This is a genomic window from Enterobacter sp. N18-03635, from assembly GCF_004006055.1.
Classification (GTDB): Bacteria; Pseudomonadota; Gammaproteobacteria; order Enterobacterales; family Enterobacteriaceae; genus Enterobacter; species Enterobacter vonholyi.
The window spans coordinates 837,251-853,554 of sequence record NZ_CP034769.1 but is presented as its reverse complement, the minus strand read 5'-3'; the positions used below and the strand labels follow the sequence as shown (position 1 = coordinate 853,554).

The following is a 16,304-nucleotide window of genomic DNA, read 5'->3' as shown; positions in this document are numbered from 1 at the left end:
GTATCAGGACTCCCGGCTACGAGCACACATCATCGTCGCTTCGCAAACAACTTTGCCGTCAACCAGCGCTACGCCTTTGAAGCGAGTCAGGCCACGACGCGTTTTTTCAAAAGTGACTTCCATGATCATCTGATCACCAGGCACGACAGGGCGCTTAAAGCGCGCTTCATCAATACCCGCGAAGTAATACAGCTCACCTGGCTCCAGTTTACCGACGCTTTTAAACGCCAGGATACCGGTAGCCTGAGCCATCGCTTCCAGAATCAACACACCCGGGAAGATAGGCTTCCCAGGGAAGTGCCCCTGGAAGAACGGCTCGTTCACGGAAACATTTTTCACTGCGCGCAGAAAACGACCTTCTTCAAAATCCAGCACACGGTCTACCAGCAGAAACGGGTAGCGGTGCGGCAGAAGTTCTAAAATCTCTTCAATATGCAGAGTATGAGTGTCAGTAGTCAAAATACTCTTCCTGTCAAAATGTACTGATAACAATAATAACACGGCCTGCCGGTTTATTAGAAAGCCGACAGGCCGGGAAAAATAGCGTTAAACGGATGACGCTTAATCTTGTTGATCGATCTTACGCTCAAGAGACTTGAGGCGCTTGTTCATATCATCAATGTTCATCACCAGAGCTGCTGTTTTACGCCATACCTTGTTGGGTTGTAGCGGAATGCCCGAGGAATAGACGCCAGGTTCAGTGATAGGACGCATTACCATGCCCATTCCCGTCACGGTGACCTTGTCGCATATTTCCATATGGCCATTAATCACGCTCGCGCCGCCAATCATGCAATAACGGCCAATTTTCAGGCTGCCTGCCATGATGACGCCACCCGCAACCGCGGTATTGTCGCCAATCACAACGTTATGCGCAATCTGGCACTGGTTATCGATGATAACACCATTGCCAATGATCGTGTCGTCAAGCGCGCCACGGTCAATGGTGGTACAGGCGCCGATCTCTACGCGATCGCCAATAATAACGCGACCAAGCTGCGGGATCTTAACCCAGTTACCGCGATCGTTAGCGTAACCAAAGCCATCAGAACCAATCACGGTGCTGGACTGGACGAGGCAATTTTCGCCAATTTCAACGTCATGATAAACGGACACGTTGGCCCATAAACGGGTCCCGGCGCCGATTTTCGTATTTTTCCCAACGAAGCAACCTGGGCCAATGACGACGTTATCGCCCAGCACAACGCCGGATTCGATAACCGCATTCGCGCCAACGGCGACGTTGTTACCAAGCCTGGCCGTCGCATCAATCGCTGCACTGGCAGCAATGTTCTGGGCCGGCTGCGGCGTGGTATCGAGAATTTGAGCCATGCGTGCATACGTCAGGTAGGGGTTTTTCACTACCAGCGCGCTTACAGTGGCAAATGGAAGATCGTCCTGCGTCAGTACAACAGCTGACGCCTGGCATTGAGCCAGTTGCTCACGGTACTTAGGGCTTACCATGAAGGTAATCGTGCCAGCTTTAGCAGATTGCATGGACGCAACAGCGGTGATGACGATATCGCCATCACCGTGTAATTCTGCATCCAACTGCTGAGCTAAATCAGCCAGTCGAATTGAAGGCATTACTTATTTAACCTGTTTCAGAACATCAGCAGTGATGTCTTTAACATCTTTGCTGTTGAAAGCAACGGCGTTCGCATCAACAACCAGATCGATGCTCTGATCGGCAGCCACTGCTTTAACAGCGGTCTGAATGCGAGTCACCAGCTTGCCGCGTTCTTCGTTAGAACGACGCTGACGATCCTGCTCGAAAGCCTGCGCTTTCTGGGAGAACGTCTGGCGCTGAGCCATTACGTCTTTTTCCAGCTTGCTGCGGTCGCTTGCTTTCATGGTAGAACCATCACGCTGCAGACGCTGCATTTTGGACTGAAGATCGTTTTCCATACCCTGCAGTTCGCTTGCACGGCCTTTGAATTCGTTTTCCAGAGTCGCAGAAACACCTGTTTTCTGTGCAACCTGCTGGAACAAATTACCCATGTTGACGATTGCAATTTTGTCTGCTGCCTGAGCAGAAGTTGCCATCGCTAAACCGAGACCTGCAGCTAATAACCACTTTTTCACAATTAACTCCTTACCATCCCATTGGCACCAGAAGGTACCGTTCTTTGCGTGGCAAGGCGACCGTGTTACCGATCGCCAGTTGTCAGCGCTACACTGCCAACGCATTCCTTTGCAGCGGATTATTACCAGGTTTTACCAATGTTAAACTGGAATTGCTCCGCTTTGTCTCCATCGTATTTCTTAAACGGCTGGGCGTAAGAGAAGACCAACGGCCCCAGCGGTGACATCCATTGTAATGCGATACCGGCAGACATGCGAATATTGCTCGGATCGCTGTAGTCTGGAACGCCCTCTGCGCGCATCTGGGCAGTATTCTGCCAGTTGGTATCCCACACGGTACCTGCATCCCAGAAGAAGGACGTACGGACCGAGTTCGCGTATTTATCACTGATAAACGGCGTTGGCGTGATGAACTCCAGGCTGGCAACGGCCATGGCGTTACCGCCCACCGCGTCATCAGAGCTACAGACTTCGGAAGAGGAAGACTTATTACAGTTATCTTTGTCGTTCCCGCCGTAGTAAACCGCTTTCGGACCAATGTTGTTGGACTGGAAACCACGAACGGTGCTGGAGCCACCCGCATAGAAGTTTTCATAGAACGGCAGTTCTTTGCCACCCAGACCATCGCCATAGCCCCAACGGGTACGACCCAGAACCACCCACTTATGATCGTCATCGATCGGGAAGTAGGATGCGGTATCAAGCGTGACCTTATAGAACTCGTTATCGGAACCCGGAACTGTAACTTTACCGTTCAGGTTGACGCGAGAACCTTCCGTTGGGAAGTAGCCGCGGTCGAGACGGTTATAGGTCCAACCGTAGTTAAAGGTGAAGTCATCCGCCGCGAAGCCATTGTCATGACCAGTTTTGCTGGTTGACTGGCCGATAGAGTCCAGATAACGCCACATCGCCACCTGAGGTTGCATGTTGGACAGGTCGTTATGCACGTAACCTAAGCCCGCACGCAGGGTGTTGTATTCGTTAACCGGGAAGCCAAGCGTACCGTCTACACCGTAACTCTTGTTGGTGTAAGAAGACAGATCCGCGTCGTCTGCTTTAAAGTCGTTATAGAAAATACGACCGCCCAGGCTCACACCGTCTACGGTGAAGTATGGGTTAGTTACAGAGAACTCAGAGTAGGTCTGGTAGTCGTTTTTGGTGCCGTTAATACCGACAGAGTAACCTGTACCCAGCCAGTTATCCTGCTGCACGCCGACCTGGAAGCTGACGCCGCTTTCAGTACCGTAGCCCACACCGAAGTTGAAGCTACCGGTGTTGCGCTCTTTCACTTTATAAACGACATCAACCTGATCCGGGCTGCCCGGTACGCGCTGGGTATCGGTATCCACCGTTTCAAAATAACCCAGACGGTTCAGACGCTCTTTACCCTGATCAACGAGGTCGCTACCCAACCATGCGCCTTCCATCTGACGCATTTCGCGACGCAGAACGGAATCTTTGGAGGTGTCGTTACCGACAAAGCGGATCTTACGCACGTAGAAACGGTTGCCCGCATCAACATTCACATGCAGCTTAACGGTTTTATCCGCGTCATTGATTTCAGGCTGAGTCTGTACGCGCGGATAGGCATAACCATAGCGGCCGAGCAGCTTCTTAATGCTGTCTTCCATTTTGGTTACTTTGGAACCGCTATACAGGTCGCCCGGCTGAATTTTGGTCAGCGATTCGATTTCAGCAGAATGCCCCGCCAGATTACCACTCACTTCAACACCAGAAAGCTTGTACTGCTCGCCTTCAGTAATGTTAACCGTAATGTAGATGCCTTTCTTGTCCGGAGTCAGACTGACCTGAGTCGAGTCGATGTTGAAACGCGCATAGCCACGATCGAGATAGTAGCTGCGCAGGGTTTCAAGGTCGCCCGCCAGTTTCTGTTTCTGGTATTTGCGATCGCCTACCACGTTCCACCATGGCACTTCATCGCGCAGCTGGAAGGTGGAGATCAGTTCGTCGGTGCTGAACGCATGGTTGCCGACAATGTTGATCTGCTGGATCTTCGCAGAAACACCTTCCTGGAAGACCAGCTTCAGGTCAACACGGTTACGTGGCAGCGGAGTAACAACCGCTTTCACGCTGGCGCTGTATTTACCGACGCTGTAGTAGAAGTCTTCCAGACCTTTTTCAATGTCTGAAAGGGTTGTGCGGTCCAGAGATTCCCCCACACGAACACCCGATGCTTCAAGGTTTTGCTTGAGCATGTCATCTTTCACCGACTTGTTGCCGGAGAAAGTGATACTGGCGATCGTTGGACGTTCTTTTACCTGTACCAGCAGCGTATCACCATCGCGCAGGACGCGAACGTCCTCAAAGTTGCCGGTGGCAAACAGAGCACGGATGGTGTTACTGATATCATCATCATTAACCGTATCGCCGGGGCGTACAGGCATACTGAGGAGGGCCGCACCAACGGCGACACGCTGGAGGCCTTCGAAATGAATGTCTTTCACTACGAACCCGTCAGCACCGTATACGGTGGCGCTGCTAAACAGCAGCGACGCTATGAGCAACTTTTTCATCGCCATCGTTATTATGCGTTCTTCCTAACACTCTCTTACAACCGAGAGAAATCATTGAAAAGTGCAAGCCCCATTAACAGCACCAGCAGAATCGAGCCAATGCGATAACTAAAGTCTTGAACTCGCTCGGATACCGGTCCGCCTTTTAGCTTTTCAATCGCTAAAAACAGCAGATGACCCCCGTCTAAAACGGGAAGCGGGAACAGGTTGATTATCCCAAGGTTCACGCTAATGAGCGCGAGGAACATGAGATAGTAAATCACCCCGAATTCCGCTGACATCCCAGCCCCCTGAGCAATCGAAATTGGCCCACTGAGGTTGTTCAGTTTCACATCACCGGTTATCAATTTCCCCAACATGTTGACCGTCAGCTTCATCAGTTGCCATGTTTTATCCGTGGCTTCAAGGATGGCGCTGAACGGCCCATACTGGCGTATTGTCTTGTACTCATCTGGCAGCGGGATCACCTTTGGCACAACGCCTGCAAACCCTTCTGCCTTTTTGCCGACCGACTTCGTATCCGGAATCAGCGTCAGCGAAAGCGGACTACCCTGCCTTTCAACTTCCAGCGCGAGAGACGTTCCCGGATTATCGCGCACCAGAGTAACAAAGGTCATCCACTCTGTTAATGGTTGACCATCGACTTTAACGATCCTGTCGCCCGCTTGCAAACCCGCTTTGCTCGCTGCCGAATTTGCCTGTACTTCGGCTAATACCGGCTCGATCTGCGGACCGCGCGGACGAATGCCCAGCGCAGCGACGGGATCCTCTTTGTCTGGCTCGAAACGCCAGTGGCGTAAATCAAGTACTTTGTCCTGACGCGTATCAGAACCAAACGGCGATACGCTGATGGTGGTCTGCGGATCGCCAATTTTGGCTACCAGCTGCAGTCGCACGGCATCCCAATCAGGGGTTTCGATGCCATCAATCGCTTTAAGTTCCATCCCGGATGTAATTTGCGCACTCGCCGCGATGGAGTTGGGGGCAATTTCACCTACCACAGGACGCACGCCAGGAACGCCGATGATGAACACCAGCCAGTAAGCGAAAATCGCAAAGATGAAGTTGGCTACCGGTCCGGCAGCAATGATGGCGGCGCGTTGTCCAACGGTTTTATTGTTGAATGCGCTGTGTCGCAGCTCAGGAGCGACAGGCTCGACGCGTTCGTCGAGCATTTTGACGTAGCCGCCCAGCGGAATAAGGGCGATGACAAATTCTGTGCCATGACGGTCTGTGCGCGTCCAGAGTGATTTACCAAAACCGATGGAAAACCGCTCTACGCGCACGCCACAGCGGCGAGCAACCCAGAAATGGCCAAATTCATGCACGGTAATCAGTACACCCAGTGCAACAATGAACGCCGCCAGATTCCAGAGAATGCTCAGCATAAAACCTTCCGTTAAATCGTCCCGAATACCAGTAAAAGCAAACACGCAAACACTGGAACAGCCGCTGTCAGGCTATCAATGCGATCCAGTATACCGCCATGCCCTGGAATCAGGTGTCCGCTATCCTTAATCCCTGCTTCGCGCTTAAACATACTTTCGGTCAAATCACCGAGCACGGAGGCAAGCGCAGCAAAAATCGAGCACACCAGCAGTATTGACGGTGCCACTTCAAGATTCGCCCAGACGCCGTAGCCCCAGGAGATGATCGCTGCCGTAAACAGGCCGCCGATGAATCCTTGCCAGGTTTTGCCCGGAGAAACCTTCGGTGCCAGCTTATGTTTGCCAAACAGTTTACCAAACATATAGGCCCCGGAGTCAGCACCCCAGACCAGAATCATTACATAAAGCAGCCAGATCGCACCGCTGTAGTGGTTTTCGTCGTAGTGCCAGGCTCGCAGCGCAACCATACCCCAGAAAAAAGGAATAATTGTGAGCAAACCAAAAATCAGTCGCAGCACTTTTGAATTACGCCATAATGCCGCAGAACCTGGATAAAAAAGAACCAGCAACAGCGCGGCAACCCACCAGGCCAACGATATCCACAAGGAACCGGCAACCAGTGGCTGATGAATATCATGGTGATATTCAGGCAACGTAAACAGCATTATGGCCAGGATAAAGCCACAAAGTACCGCAAGCCATACTCGCTGAGTGCGCGAGGTAAAGCCGCTAAACTGTCCCCATTCCCACGCGGCGAGCATACACACCACCAGCGTGACAATAGCGAATCCCACCGGGGGCAGTAAAAACAGCGCCGCAATGACAATGGGTATTAATACAAAAGCGGAAATCAGGCGATACTTCAGCAAAAGCTACCCCCATCAGGCTTTGTCGCCACCAGGCTCGGTGCCGCCGAAACGACGCTCTCGATTGGCAAAGGCATGCAGCGCACCTTCAAAGTCTTGTTCATCAAAATCGGGCCAAAGAACATCCGTAAAGTAAAGTTCGGCATAGGCAATTTGCCATATCAAAAAGTTACTTATGCGATGTTCCCCCCCTGTCCTAATTACCAAATCCACGGGAGCCTGTTCATTCATGCAGATTTGCTTGCTCAGCGCCTCTTCATCAATTTGGTCGGGTCTCAACAGCCCTTCCTGAACCTGTTCGGCCAGATGCCGAACGCCCTGGATAATATCCCAGCGTCCGCCGTAATTCGCCGCAATATTCAGCGTAAGACCGGTATTATTTTCCGTCAGCGCTTCTGCTTTACGAATCCGTTCCTGCAAACGTGAGTTAAAACGACTGGTATCGCCAATGATACGCAGGCGGACGTTGTGGCGGTGCAGGCTTTTTACTTCGCTGTCTAGCGCCCACACAAACAATTCCATCAACGCAGTCACTTCCTGCAGAGGCCGATTCCAGTTTTCACTGCTAAAAGCATAGAGCGTTAACGCATCAATGCCGTTGTTGGCGGCAAAAGAAACGGCGCGACGAACGGATTTCGCCCCCGCTTTATGCCCAAAGGCTCGTATCTTCCCTTGTCTTTTCGCCCAGCGGCCATTGCCATCCATAATGATTGCTACATGACGGCAGCCATGAGCTGGCAAATTTTCGCTTATTGGTTGATTCGCAGACAACATAACGCGTTTTTTGTCCCTGAAAAGGATTTAACGGTACTCAGGAATACTGAAGCCTATACATAAAAAAGCCGTGTCAAACCACGGCTCACCTGACCACATTAAGTCAAATACCTGCGATCAGGTGGCGCAGACTATATCACTGAAGCCCAACGCTAACAAATAGCACGACGACTAGTGCTTGCTTTATCACCAGCTTGCGAGACGTGTCACCTGTTGGCGCGCAATATTACGCGCAGCTGCATCCACCGCCAGCACCTCTTCCACGCTTTGTGGTTCGCGCAAATCCATCATCTCCAGTACCGATAAATTTAACGACGCGATATCGGTAAAACGAATTTGCTGATTCAGAAATGCCTCAACGGTAATTTCATTGGCTGCATTAAGTGCCGTTGTCGCCGCCTGCCCCTGGTCAAAGGCAGTCATCGCAAGCTTCAGACAAGGATAGCGATCGTAATCTGGTTCACTGAACGTCAGGGAACTTAGCTTGCAGAAATCAAGCGGCTTCACGCCGGATTTCACTCGATTTGGCCACGCCATTGAATGGGCAATCGGCGTACGCATGTCCGGCTCGCCCAACTGCGCCAGCACGCTGCCATCCTGATAACGCACCATCGAATGAATGACCGATTGCGGGTGAATCAGTACTTCCATCTGTTTCGCTGACGCATTAAACAACCAGCGCGCTTCAATGTATTCCAGACCTTTGTTCATCATGGTGGCAGAGTCAACGGAGATTTTACGCCCCATCGACCAGTTCGGATGACGGCACGCCTGATCCGGCGTCATGGCGCGCAGTTCAGACAGTGGCGTTTCACGGAACGGGCCACCAGACCCGGTAAGCAGAATCGACACGACGCCATTCTGCTCCAGGTCAGCGTACCCCAGGTTCTGTTGAAAAGGTTGCGGTAAACTCTGAAAAATCGCGTTGTGCTCGCTGTCGACCGGTAGAAGACGCGCGCCGCGCTGCTTCACCGCGTCCATAAACAGGCGTCCGCAGGTGACTAGCGACTCTTTATTGGCCAGCAGAACGTCCTTACCGGCATCAATCGCGGCAAGCGTCGGCAATAATCCTGCCGCCCCGACAATGGCCGCCATCACCTGATCCACCTCATCCAGCGCCGCCATCTCGCAGGCCGCCTGTTGGCCACTCAGCACCTCGGTTCGGCAGCCCTGTTCAATCAGCCGTGCTCTGAGCAGACGCGCGCTCTCTTCGTCATCCATCACCGCATAGCGGGGCGTAAACTCCAGGCACTGCTCAACCATTCGCTGCACATTCTTACCGGCCACCAGCGCTGTCACGGTGTAAAGTTCAGGATTATGGCGAACAACGTCGAGAGTGCTGCAACCGATGGAACCAGTTGAGCCGAGGAGTGTTAAATGCTTCATGAGATGCCCGAAAAAAGTTAGACCAGATAAAAGCAAAACGCCGCCAGCAAGACCCGAAGTCCCTCTGAACGGCGTTTATCAGTGTACGACAGAAATCAGAACTGCATCAGTTCCGCTTCTTTATCTGCCAGCGCCGCATCAATTTTCTTGATGGCAGCGTCGGTCATTTTCTGAATGTCGTCCTGAGAACGACGATCGTCATCTTCACTGATCTCTTTTTCTTTCAGCAGCGCTTTTACTTTATCGTTCGCGTCGCGACGGACGTTACGCACGGATACACGACCCTGCTCAGCTTCGCCACGAACCACTTTGATCAGATCTTTACGACGCTCTTCGGTCAGCGGTGGCAGTGGAACGCGGATGTCAGCACCCGCAGAGCTTGGGTTCAGACCAAGGTCAGACGCCATGATCGCTTTCTCAACCGCCGGGCCCATAGAACGATCGAACACGTTGATTTTCAGCGTACGGGTATCTTCTACCGTTACGCTCGCCAGCTGACGCAGAGGAGTTGGCGTACCGTAGTACTCAACAATGATGCCATCCAGCAGGCTTGGAGAAGCACGGCCAGTACGGATTTTGCTGATTTGGGTTTTGAACGCTTCTACGCATTTTTCCATGCGTACTTCAGCATCTTTTCTGATGTCGTTAATCACGTTACGAATCCTTGAAAACTTGTCTCAGGCAGACTATCCGCCAGCACAGCGCTACAGGTGTGCTAAGTATAGTCGCGTTTAATTCATGACAACGCCAAAGGCGTGCCCGGGTAAGATACCACTACAAAATAAAGCGGAATCTTACCTGTATTTATCGTCGACGGAAATTATTCCGTGATCAAAGTGCCTTCTTTTTCGCCCATGACCACGCGACGCAGTGCGCCTGGTTTGTTCATGTTGAAGACACGGATCGGCAGTTTGTGGTCGCGAGCCAGCGTGAAGGCGGCAAGATCCATCACTTTCAGCTCTTTATCCAGCACTTCGCTGTAGCTCAGCTGATCGTACATGGTGGCAGAAGGATCTTTTGCCGGGTCGGCAGTAAACACGCCGTCAACTTTGGTCGCTTTCAGTACCACATCGGCTTCGATCTCGATACCGCGCAGGCAGGCAGCGGAATCGGTCGTAAAGAACGGGTTACCCGTACCGGCGGAGAGGATCACCACGCGGTTGTTGCGCAGCAGGCTGATGGCTTCTGCCCAGCTGTAATTATCGCATACGCCATTCAGTGGAATAGCGGACATCAGGCGGGCGTTCACATAGGCGCGATGGAGCGCATCACGCATCGCCAGGCCATTCATCACGGTTGCCAGCATACCCATGTGGTCGCCCACAACGCGGTTCATCCCCGCTTTCGCCAGACCAGCACCACGGAAAAGGTTGCCACCGCCAATGACCACGCCAACCTGGATACCCAGTTCGACCAGTTCTTTGATTTCCTGTGCCATGCGATCAAGGATGCTTGCGTCAATACCGAAGCCTTCCGATCCCTGCAGCGCTTCGCCACTCAGCTTAAGCAGAATGCGTTTGTACACGGGTTTTGCATTGGTAGCCATGTTTCTTTCCTGAGACTGTCAACGATTAAGATGGGGGTTAATTCTGGCGACATGATATGCCGCAAATCAGTACAGCGATACTGGAGCCTGTCTGATTTCCTGTGACGGGTGACAAAAAGAAGCCGCCCTCAGGCGGCTCCTTTTCAATCATTAAGACTGCTTGGACATTGCAGCAACTTCTGCTGCGAAGTCAGTCTCAACTTTCTCGATGCCTTCGCCCACTTCGAAGCGGATGAAGCCAGTTACGTCAGCGTTGTGCTCTTTCAGCAGCTGAGCAACAGACTTGCTTGGGTCCATTACGAATGGCTGGCCAGTCAGAGAAACTTCGCCGGTGAATTTCTTCATGCGGCCTTCAACCATTTTCTCTGCGATTTCTTTTGGTTTACCAGACTGCATCGCGATGTCCAGCTGAACCTGGTACTCTTTCTCAACCACTTCAGCAGACACGTCTTCTGGCTTAACGAATTCTGGCTTGCTTGCAGCGATGTGCATTGCCAGCTGTTTAACCAGCTCTTCGTCAGCGCCTTTAGCCGCAACCAGAACACCGATACGTGCACCGTGCTGGTAAGAGCCCAGAACGTCACCTTCCAGAGAAGATACGCGACGGATGTTGATGTTCTCACCGATTTTAGCAACCAGCGCAACACGTTCTTCTTCGAACTGTGCTTTCAGAACTTCAACGTCAGTGATTTTACCAGCAACAGCTGCGTCCAGAACTTTGTTAGCAAATGCCTGGAAACCGCCATCTTTAGCAACGAAGTCAGTCTGGCAGTTAACTTCCAGAATGATGCCGTAGTTGCCGTCGATCTTAGTGATGATCACGCCGTCAGCAGCAACGTTGCCTGCTTTTTTAGCTGCTTTGATCGCACCGGATTTACGCATGTTTTCGATTGCCAGCTCGATGTCGCCGTTCGCTTCAGTCAGCGCTTTTTTGCAATCCATCATGCCTGCGCCAGTACGCTCGCGCAGCTCTTTTACCAGGGATGCGGTAATTTCAGCCATTCTTAAATCCTCGGGAGATGTGAACTGCCCGGCCGGGGGCCAAACAGTGTAAATTGAAAAAAGGGGCCGGTAATGGGCCCCTATTCATACACGGTACTAATAAGGGGTAAAACCTTATTATTCAGCTTCTACGAAGCTTTCTTCCGCCTGAGAAGCCAGATCCTGGGAACGGCCTTCACGAACGGTAGCAGCTACAGCGCTCAGGTACAGGCTAACAGCACGGATTGCGTCGTCGTTACCCGGGATAACGAAGTCAACACCGTCCGGATCGGAGTTGGTATCAACGATAGCGAATACCGGGATACCCAGGTTGTTAGCTTCTTTGATAGCGATGTGCTCGTGGTCTGCATCGATTACGAACAGCGCGTCTGGCAGGCCGCCCATATCTTTGATACCGCCCAGGCTGTTTTCCAGCTTGTCCAGTTCACGAGTGCGCATCAGCGCTTCTTTCTTAGTCAGCTTGTCGAAAGTACCGTCCTGAGACTGGGTTTCCAGATCTTTCAGGCGCTTGATGGACTGACGAACAGTTTTCCAGTTGGTCAGCATGCCGCCCAACCAGCGATGGTTCACGAAGAACTGGTCGCAGCTGTTAGCAGCATCTTTCACAGCTTCGCTTGCAGCGCGCTTAGTACCAACGAACAGAATCTTACCTTTACGGGAAGAGATCTTGTTCAGCTCAGCCAGGGCTTCGTTGAACATTGGTACAGTTTTCTCAAGGTTGATGATGTGAACTTTGTTACGCGCGCCGAAGATGAAAGGCTTCATTTTCGGGTTCCAGTAACGGGTCTGGTGACCAAAGTGAACACCAGCCTTGAGCATGTCGCGCATGGAAACAGTTGCCATGTTTAAAACCTCTATATTGAAAGTTGGGGTTATGCCTCCACGTATCCCATATTACCGACCCCGAAGGGCACCCCGGAATATGTGCCGATACGTGTGTGTTGTTACACAAAGTGAGATTTGTCGCTTCCGTCCAGCCTGTGTATCTGAGATGGATCGGAAGTCCGGCGCGCTTTATACCACAAAACACGACCAGAAACCAACAGTTGTTGGCGGAGTGTGCTGTTAATGATTCTCAATTTGGCACGGAGCGTGCCTGACTGATACCATTGACGACACTTAGACTAGTATTGTCGAAAAAATCGACACCGATGGACAGATTACATGGCTATCTCTATTAAGACACCTGAAGAAATTGAAAAGATGCGCGTCGCCGGTCGTCTGGCCGCGGAAGTGCTGGAAATGATCGAGCCGTTCGTGAAGCCGGGCGTCAGCACCGGTGAACTGGACCGTATCTGTAACGACTATATCGTGAACGAGCAGCACGCGGTTTCCGCCTGCCTCGGCTACCACGGTTTCCCGAAATCCGTCTGCATCTCTATTAATGAAGTGGTGTGTCACGGTATTCCGGACGATGAAAAACTGCTGAAAGACGGCGACATCGTTAACATCGACGTGACCGTCATTAAAGACGAGTACCACGGTGACACCTCAAAAATGTTCATCGTTGGCAAGCCGACTATTCTTGGCGAGCGTCTGTGCAAAGTGACGCAAGAGAGCCTCTATCTGGCGCTGAAAATGGTTAAACCGGGTATTCGCCTGCGTACCATCGGTGCGGCAATCCAGAAGTTTGTGGAAGCAGAAGGTTTCTCCGTGGTTCGCGAGTACTGCGGTCACGGCATTGGTCGCGTCTTCCATGAAGAGCCGCAGGTTCTGCACTATGATGCAGACGACGGCGGCGTGGTGCTGCAAAAAGGCATGACCTTTACCATTGAACCGATGGTCAACGCGGGTGATTACCGCATCCGTACCATGAAAGACGGCTGGACGGTGAAAACCAAAGACAGAAGCTTGTCTGCACAGTACGAGCATACTATTGTGGTAACAGACAACGGCTGCGAAATTATGACGTTGCGCAAGGATGACACCATCCCGGCGATACTGACGCACGACGAATGATAAAAAAGCCGGCAAATGCCGGCTTTTTTAATGGCTATAGCTTTTTCTTATGGGTGGCGCACGATGAGTAATCTTTTACCCGAACAGTATGCTAACACAGCACTTCCCACCCTCCCCGACCAGCCCGATAACCCGGGCGTCTGGCCGTCGCACGAGCTGACCTGCGCGCATATTAAAGCCCATATGGATGTTTTCCATCGCTGGCTGGGCAGCGCGTTCGACGCAGGCGTGTCGGCCGAGCAGCTCATTGAAGCGCGCACCGAATTTATCGACCAGCTGCTGCAGCGCCTGTGGATCGATTATGGGTTTGGGCAAATCAGTGATGTTGCGCTGGTTGCCGTCGGGGGCTACGGCCGCGGTGAGCTGCATCCGCTTTCCGATATCGATCTGCTGATCTTAAGCCGCAAAAAGCTGCCGGACGAACAGGCGCAAAAAATTGGCGAACTGCTGACGCTGCTTTGGGACGTGAAGCTGGAGGTGGGCCACAGCGTGCGCACCCTGGAAGAGTGTCTGCTGGAGGGGCTGTCGGACCTGACCGTCGCCACCAACCTGATTGAAACCCGCCTGCTGATTGGTGACGTTGCCCTGTTCCTGGAGCTGCAAAAACACATCTTCAGCGACGGCTTCTGGCCGTCAGAAAAGTTCTTCGCCGCGAAGGTCGAGGAGCAAAACCAGCGCCACCAGCGCTATCACGGCACCAGCTATAATCTTGAACCCGATATAAAAAGCAGCCCAGGCGGCCTGCGCGACATCCACACTTTACAGTGGGTCGCCCGCCGCCATTTTGGCGCCACCTCGATGGACGAGATGGTCGGCTTCGGCTTTTTAACCGAGGCCGAGCGTAACGAACTAAACGAGTGTCTGCACCTGCTCTGGCGCATCCGCTTTGCCCTGCATCTGGAAGTTACGCGCTACGATAACCGTCTGCTGTTTGACCGCCAGCTCAGCGTGGCTCAGCGCCTGAATTACCAGGGTGAAGGTAACGAGCCGGTTGAGCAGATGATGAAGGATTTCTTCCGCGTCACCCGACGGGTGACCGAGCTGAACCAGATGCTGTTGCAGCTGTTCGACGAGGCCATTCTGGCCCTGACGGCCGACGAAAAGCCGCGCCCGATTGATGACGAATTCCAGCTGCGCGGCACGCTTATCGATCTGCGCGACGAAACGCTGTTTATTCGCGAGCCGGAAGCGATCCTGCGGATGTTCTATACCATGGTGCGCAACAGCACCATCACCGGGATCTACTCCACCACCCTGCGCCATCTGCGCCATGCGCGCCGTCATCTGACGCAGCCGCTGTGCTATATCCCGGAAGCGCGTTCGCTGTTCCTGAGCATGCTCCGCCACCCGGGTGCCGTAAGCCGCGGCCTGCTGCCGATGCACCGCCACAGCGTGCTGTGGGCCTATATGCCGCAGTGGTCGCACATTGTCGGCCAAATGCAGTTCGATCTGTTCCACGCCTACACGGTGGATGAACACACCATCCGCGTGATGCTCAAGCTGGAGAGCTTTGCGAAAGAAGAGACGCGCTCCCGCCACCCGCTGTGCGTGGAGCTGTGGCCGCGCCTGACCCATCCGGAACTGATCCTGATTGCCGCCCTGTTCCACGATATCGCCAAAGGTCGCGGCGGTGACCATTCGGTGCTGGGCGCGCAGGACGTACTGAAATTTGCCGAACTGCACGGCCTGAACTCGCGTGAAACGCAGCTGGTGGCCTGGCTGGTGCGCCATCACCTGCTGATGTCGGTCACCGCGCAGCGTCGGGATATTCAGGACCCGGAAGTCATTAAGCAGTTCGCCGAAGAAGTTCAGACTGAAAACCGTCTGCGCTATCTGGTCTGCCTGACGGTGGCGGATATTTGCGCCACCAACGAAACCCTGTGGAACAGCTGGAAGCAGAGCCTGCTGCGCGAGCTGTACTTCGCCACAGAAAAACAGCTGCGTCGCGGGATGCAGAACACGCCGGACATGCGCGAGCGCGTACGTCATCACCAGCTGCAGGCGCTGGCGCTGCTGCGGATGGATAACATTGATGAAGAGGCGCTACATCAGATTTGGGCCCGCTGCCGCGCCAACTATTTTGTCCGCCACAGCCCAAACCAGCTGGCGTGGCACGCGCGGCACCTGCTCAAGCACGATCTGTCCCAGCCGATGATCCTGCTAAGCCCGCAGGCCACGCGCGGCGGAACGGAGATTTTCATCTGGAGCCCGGACCGGCCTTATCTGTTTGCTGCCGTCTGCGCCGAGCTGGACAGACGTAACCTGAGCGTTCACGACGCGCAGATTTTCACCACCCGCGACGGCATGGCCATGGACACCTTTATCGTGCTTGAGCCGGACGGGAGCCCGCTCTCGGCGGACAGGCATGAAGGGATACGTTTTGGTCTGGAGCAGGCGATTACCCAGCGCAGCTGGCAGCCTCCGCAGCCGCGTCGCCAGCCTGCGAAATTGCGCCACTTTACCGTCGATACCGAGGTCAATTTCCTGCCGACTCACACCGACCGAAAATCGTTCCTGGAGCTGATCGCGCTCGACCAGCCAGGGCTGCTTGCCCGCGTCGGCCAGGTTTTTGCCGATCTGGGAATTTCGCTTCATGGGGCCCGTATTACAACCATTGGCGAGCGAGTAGAAGATTTATTTATAATCGCCACCGCCGACCGGCGTGCCCTTAATAATGACCTGCAGCTTGAAGTGCAACAACGGTTGACAGCAGCCCTCAATCCAAACGATAAAGGGTGATATGTTTTTTAGTGAAATGGAAAGA

General features: G+C 53.1%; 14 protein-coding genes. 2 read left to right on the top strand and 12 right to left on the bottom strand.

Annotated features, from left to right (window positions below; all coding sequences use genetic code 11):
• Positions 1-3: 3 nt before the first annotated feature.
• The 12 genes from fabZ to rpsB all read right to left on the bottom strand — a co-directional run bounded on the left by fabZ (position 4) and on the right by rpsB (position 12,424).
• Positions 4-459, bottom strand: a complete 456-nt coding sequence (fabZ, locus tag ELK40_RS04715; RefSeq protein ID WP_010426706.1) for a 3-hydroxyacyl-ACP dehydratase FabZ — start codon at positions 457-459, stop codon at positions 4-6.
• Positions 460-561: 102 nt separating this feature from the next.
• Positions 562-1,587: a UDP-3-O-(3-hydroxymyristoyl)glucosamine N-acyltransferase gene (lpxD, locus tag ELK40_RS04710; RefSeq protein WP_111963991.1), complete on the bottom strand. Its 1,026-nt coding sequence runs from the start codon at positions 1,585-1,587 to the stop codon at positions 562-564.
• 3 nt (positions 1,588-1,590) lie between these two features.
• Positions 1,591-2,085: a molecular chaperone Skp gene (skp, locus tag ELK40_RS04705; RefSeq protein ID WP_045907838.1), complete on the bottom strand. Its 495-nt coding sequence runs from the start codon at positions 2,083-2,085 to the stop codon at positions 1,591-1,593.
• 122 nt (positions 2,086-2,207) lie between these two features.
• Complete coding sequence (gene bamA / locus ELK40_RS04700) at positions 2,208-4,625, bottom strand: outer membrane protein assembly factor BamA (RefSeq protein ID WP_111963993.1); 2,418 nt, start codon at positions 4,623-4,625, stop codon at positions 2,208-2,210.
• Positions 4,626-4,654: 29 nt separating this feature from the next.
• A complete protein-coding gene (gene rseP / locus ELK40_RS04695) occupies positions 4,655-6,007 on the bottom strand; it encodes a sigma E protease regulator RseP (protein WP_111963994.1) in 1,353 nt (450 codons plus the stop codon).
• Between the two features lie 11 nt (positions 6,008-6,018).
• Positions 6,019-6,876 (bottom strand): phosphatidate cytidylyltransferase, encoded by an 858-nt coding sequence (gene cdsA, locus ELK40_RS04690; RefSeq protein ID WP_023310457.1) that lies wholly within the window; start codon positions 6,874-6,876, stop codon positions 6,019-6,021.
• A 12-nt stretch (positions 6,877-6,888) separates the two neighbouring features.
• Positions 6,889-7,647, bottom strand: coding sequence for a (2E,6E)-farnesyl-diphosphate-specific ditrans,polycis-undecaprenyl-diphosphate synthase (gene ispU / locus ELK40_RS04685; RefSeq protein ID WP_024907522.1), 759 nt, complete (start codon positions 7,645-7,647; stop codon positions 6,889-6,891).
• A gap of 186 nt (positions 7,648-7,833) precedes the next feature.
• Positions 7,834-9,033, bottom strand: coding sequence for a 1-deoxy-D-xylulose-5-phosphate reductoisomerase (gene ispC / locus ELK40_RS04680; RefSeq protein ID WP_127729664.1), 1,200 nt, complete (start codon positions 9,031-9,033; stop codon positions 7,834-7,836).
• 95 nt (positions 9,034-9,128) lie between these two features.
• Complete coding sequence (gene frr / locus ELK40_RS04675; RefSeq protein WP_008501909.1) at positions 9,129-9,686, bottom strand: ribosome recycling factor; 558 nt, start codon at positions 9,684-9,686, stop codon at positions 9,129-9,131.
• A gap of 167 nt (positions 9,687-9,853) precedes the next feature.
• Complete coding sequence (gene pyrH / locus ELK40_RS04670) at positions 9,854-10,579, bottom strand: UMP kinase (protein ID WP_008501910.1); 726 nt, start codon at positions 10,577-10,579, stop codon at positions 9,854-9,856.
• A gap of 150 nt (positions 10,580-10,729) precedes the next feature.
• On the bottom strand, positions 10,730-11,581 hold the full coding sequence (gene tsf, locus ELK40_RS04665) for a translation elongation factor Ts (RefSeq protein WP_014882627.1): 852 nt from the start codon (positions 11,579-11,581) through the stop codon (positions 10,730-10,732).
• 117 nt (positions 11,582-11,698) lie between these two features.
• On the bottom strand, positions 11,699-12,424 hold the full coding sequence (gene rpsB / locus ELK40_RS04660) for a 30S ribosomal protein S2 (protein ID WP_003856207.1): 726 nt from the start codon (positions 12,422-12,424) through the stop codon (positions 11,699-11,701).
• A 321-nt stretch (positions 12,425-12,745) separates the two neighbouring features.
• Between rpsB and map the strand changes: the two genes are divergently transcribed.
• Entirely contained in the window at positions 12,746-13,540 is a 795-nt protein-coding gene (gene map / locus ELK40_RS04655; RefSeq protein WP_023310454.1) for a type I methionyl aminopeptidase, read from the top strand.
• Between the two features lie 63 nt (positions 13,541-13,603).
• Positions 13,604-16,279, top strand: coding sequence for a bifunctional uridylyltransferase/uridylyl-removing protein GlnD (gene glnD / locus ELK40_RS04650; protein WP_115876405.1), 2,676 nt, complete (start codon positions 13,604-13,606; stop codon positions 16,277-16,279).
• Positions 16,280-16,304: the final 25 nt, after the last annotated feature.

Coding starts and splice junctions, on each gene's coding strand:
- ispC (WP_127729664.1), bottom strand. CDS start 9,033: ATGAAGCATTTAACACTCCTCGGCTCAACTGGTTCCATCGGTTGCAGC.
- map (WP_023310454.1), top strand. CDS start 12,746: ATGGCTATCTCTATTAAGACACCTGAAGAAATTGAAAAGATGCGCGTC.
- rpsB (WP_003856207.1), bottom strand. CDS start 12,424: ATGGCAACTGTTTCCATGCGCGACATGCTCAAGGCTGGTGTTCACTTT.
- bamA (WP_111963993.1), bottom strand. CDS start 4,625: ATGGCGATGAAAAAGTTGCTCATAGCGTCGCTGCTGTTTAGCAGCGCC.
- glnD (WP_115876405.1), top strand. CDS start 13,604: ATGAGTAATCTTTTACCCGAACAGTATGCTAACACAGCACTTCCCACC.
- pyrH (WP_008501910.1), bottom strand. CDS start 10,579: ATGGCTACCAATGCAAAACCCGTGTACAAACGCATTCTGCTTAAGCTG.
- lpxD (WP_111963991.1), bottom strand. CDS start 1,587: ATGCCTTCAATTCGACTGGCTGATTTAGCTCAGCAGTTGGATGCAGAA.
- tsf (WP_014882627.1), bottom strand. CDS start 11,581: ATGGCTGAAATTACCGCATCCCTGGTAAAAGAGCTGCGCGAGCGTACT.
- rseP (WP_111963994.1), bottom strand. CDS start 6,007: ATGCTGAGCATTCTCTGGAATCTGGCGGCGTTCATTGTTGCACTGGGT.
- ispU (WP_024907522.1), bottom strand. CDS start 7,647: ATGTTGTCTGCGAATCAACCAATAAGCGAAAATTTGCCAGCTCATGGC.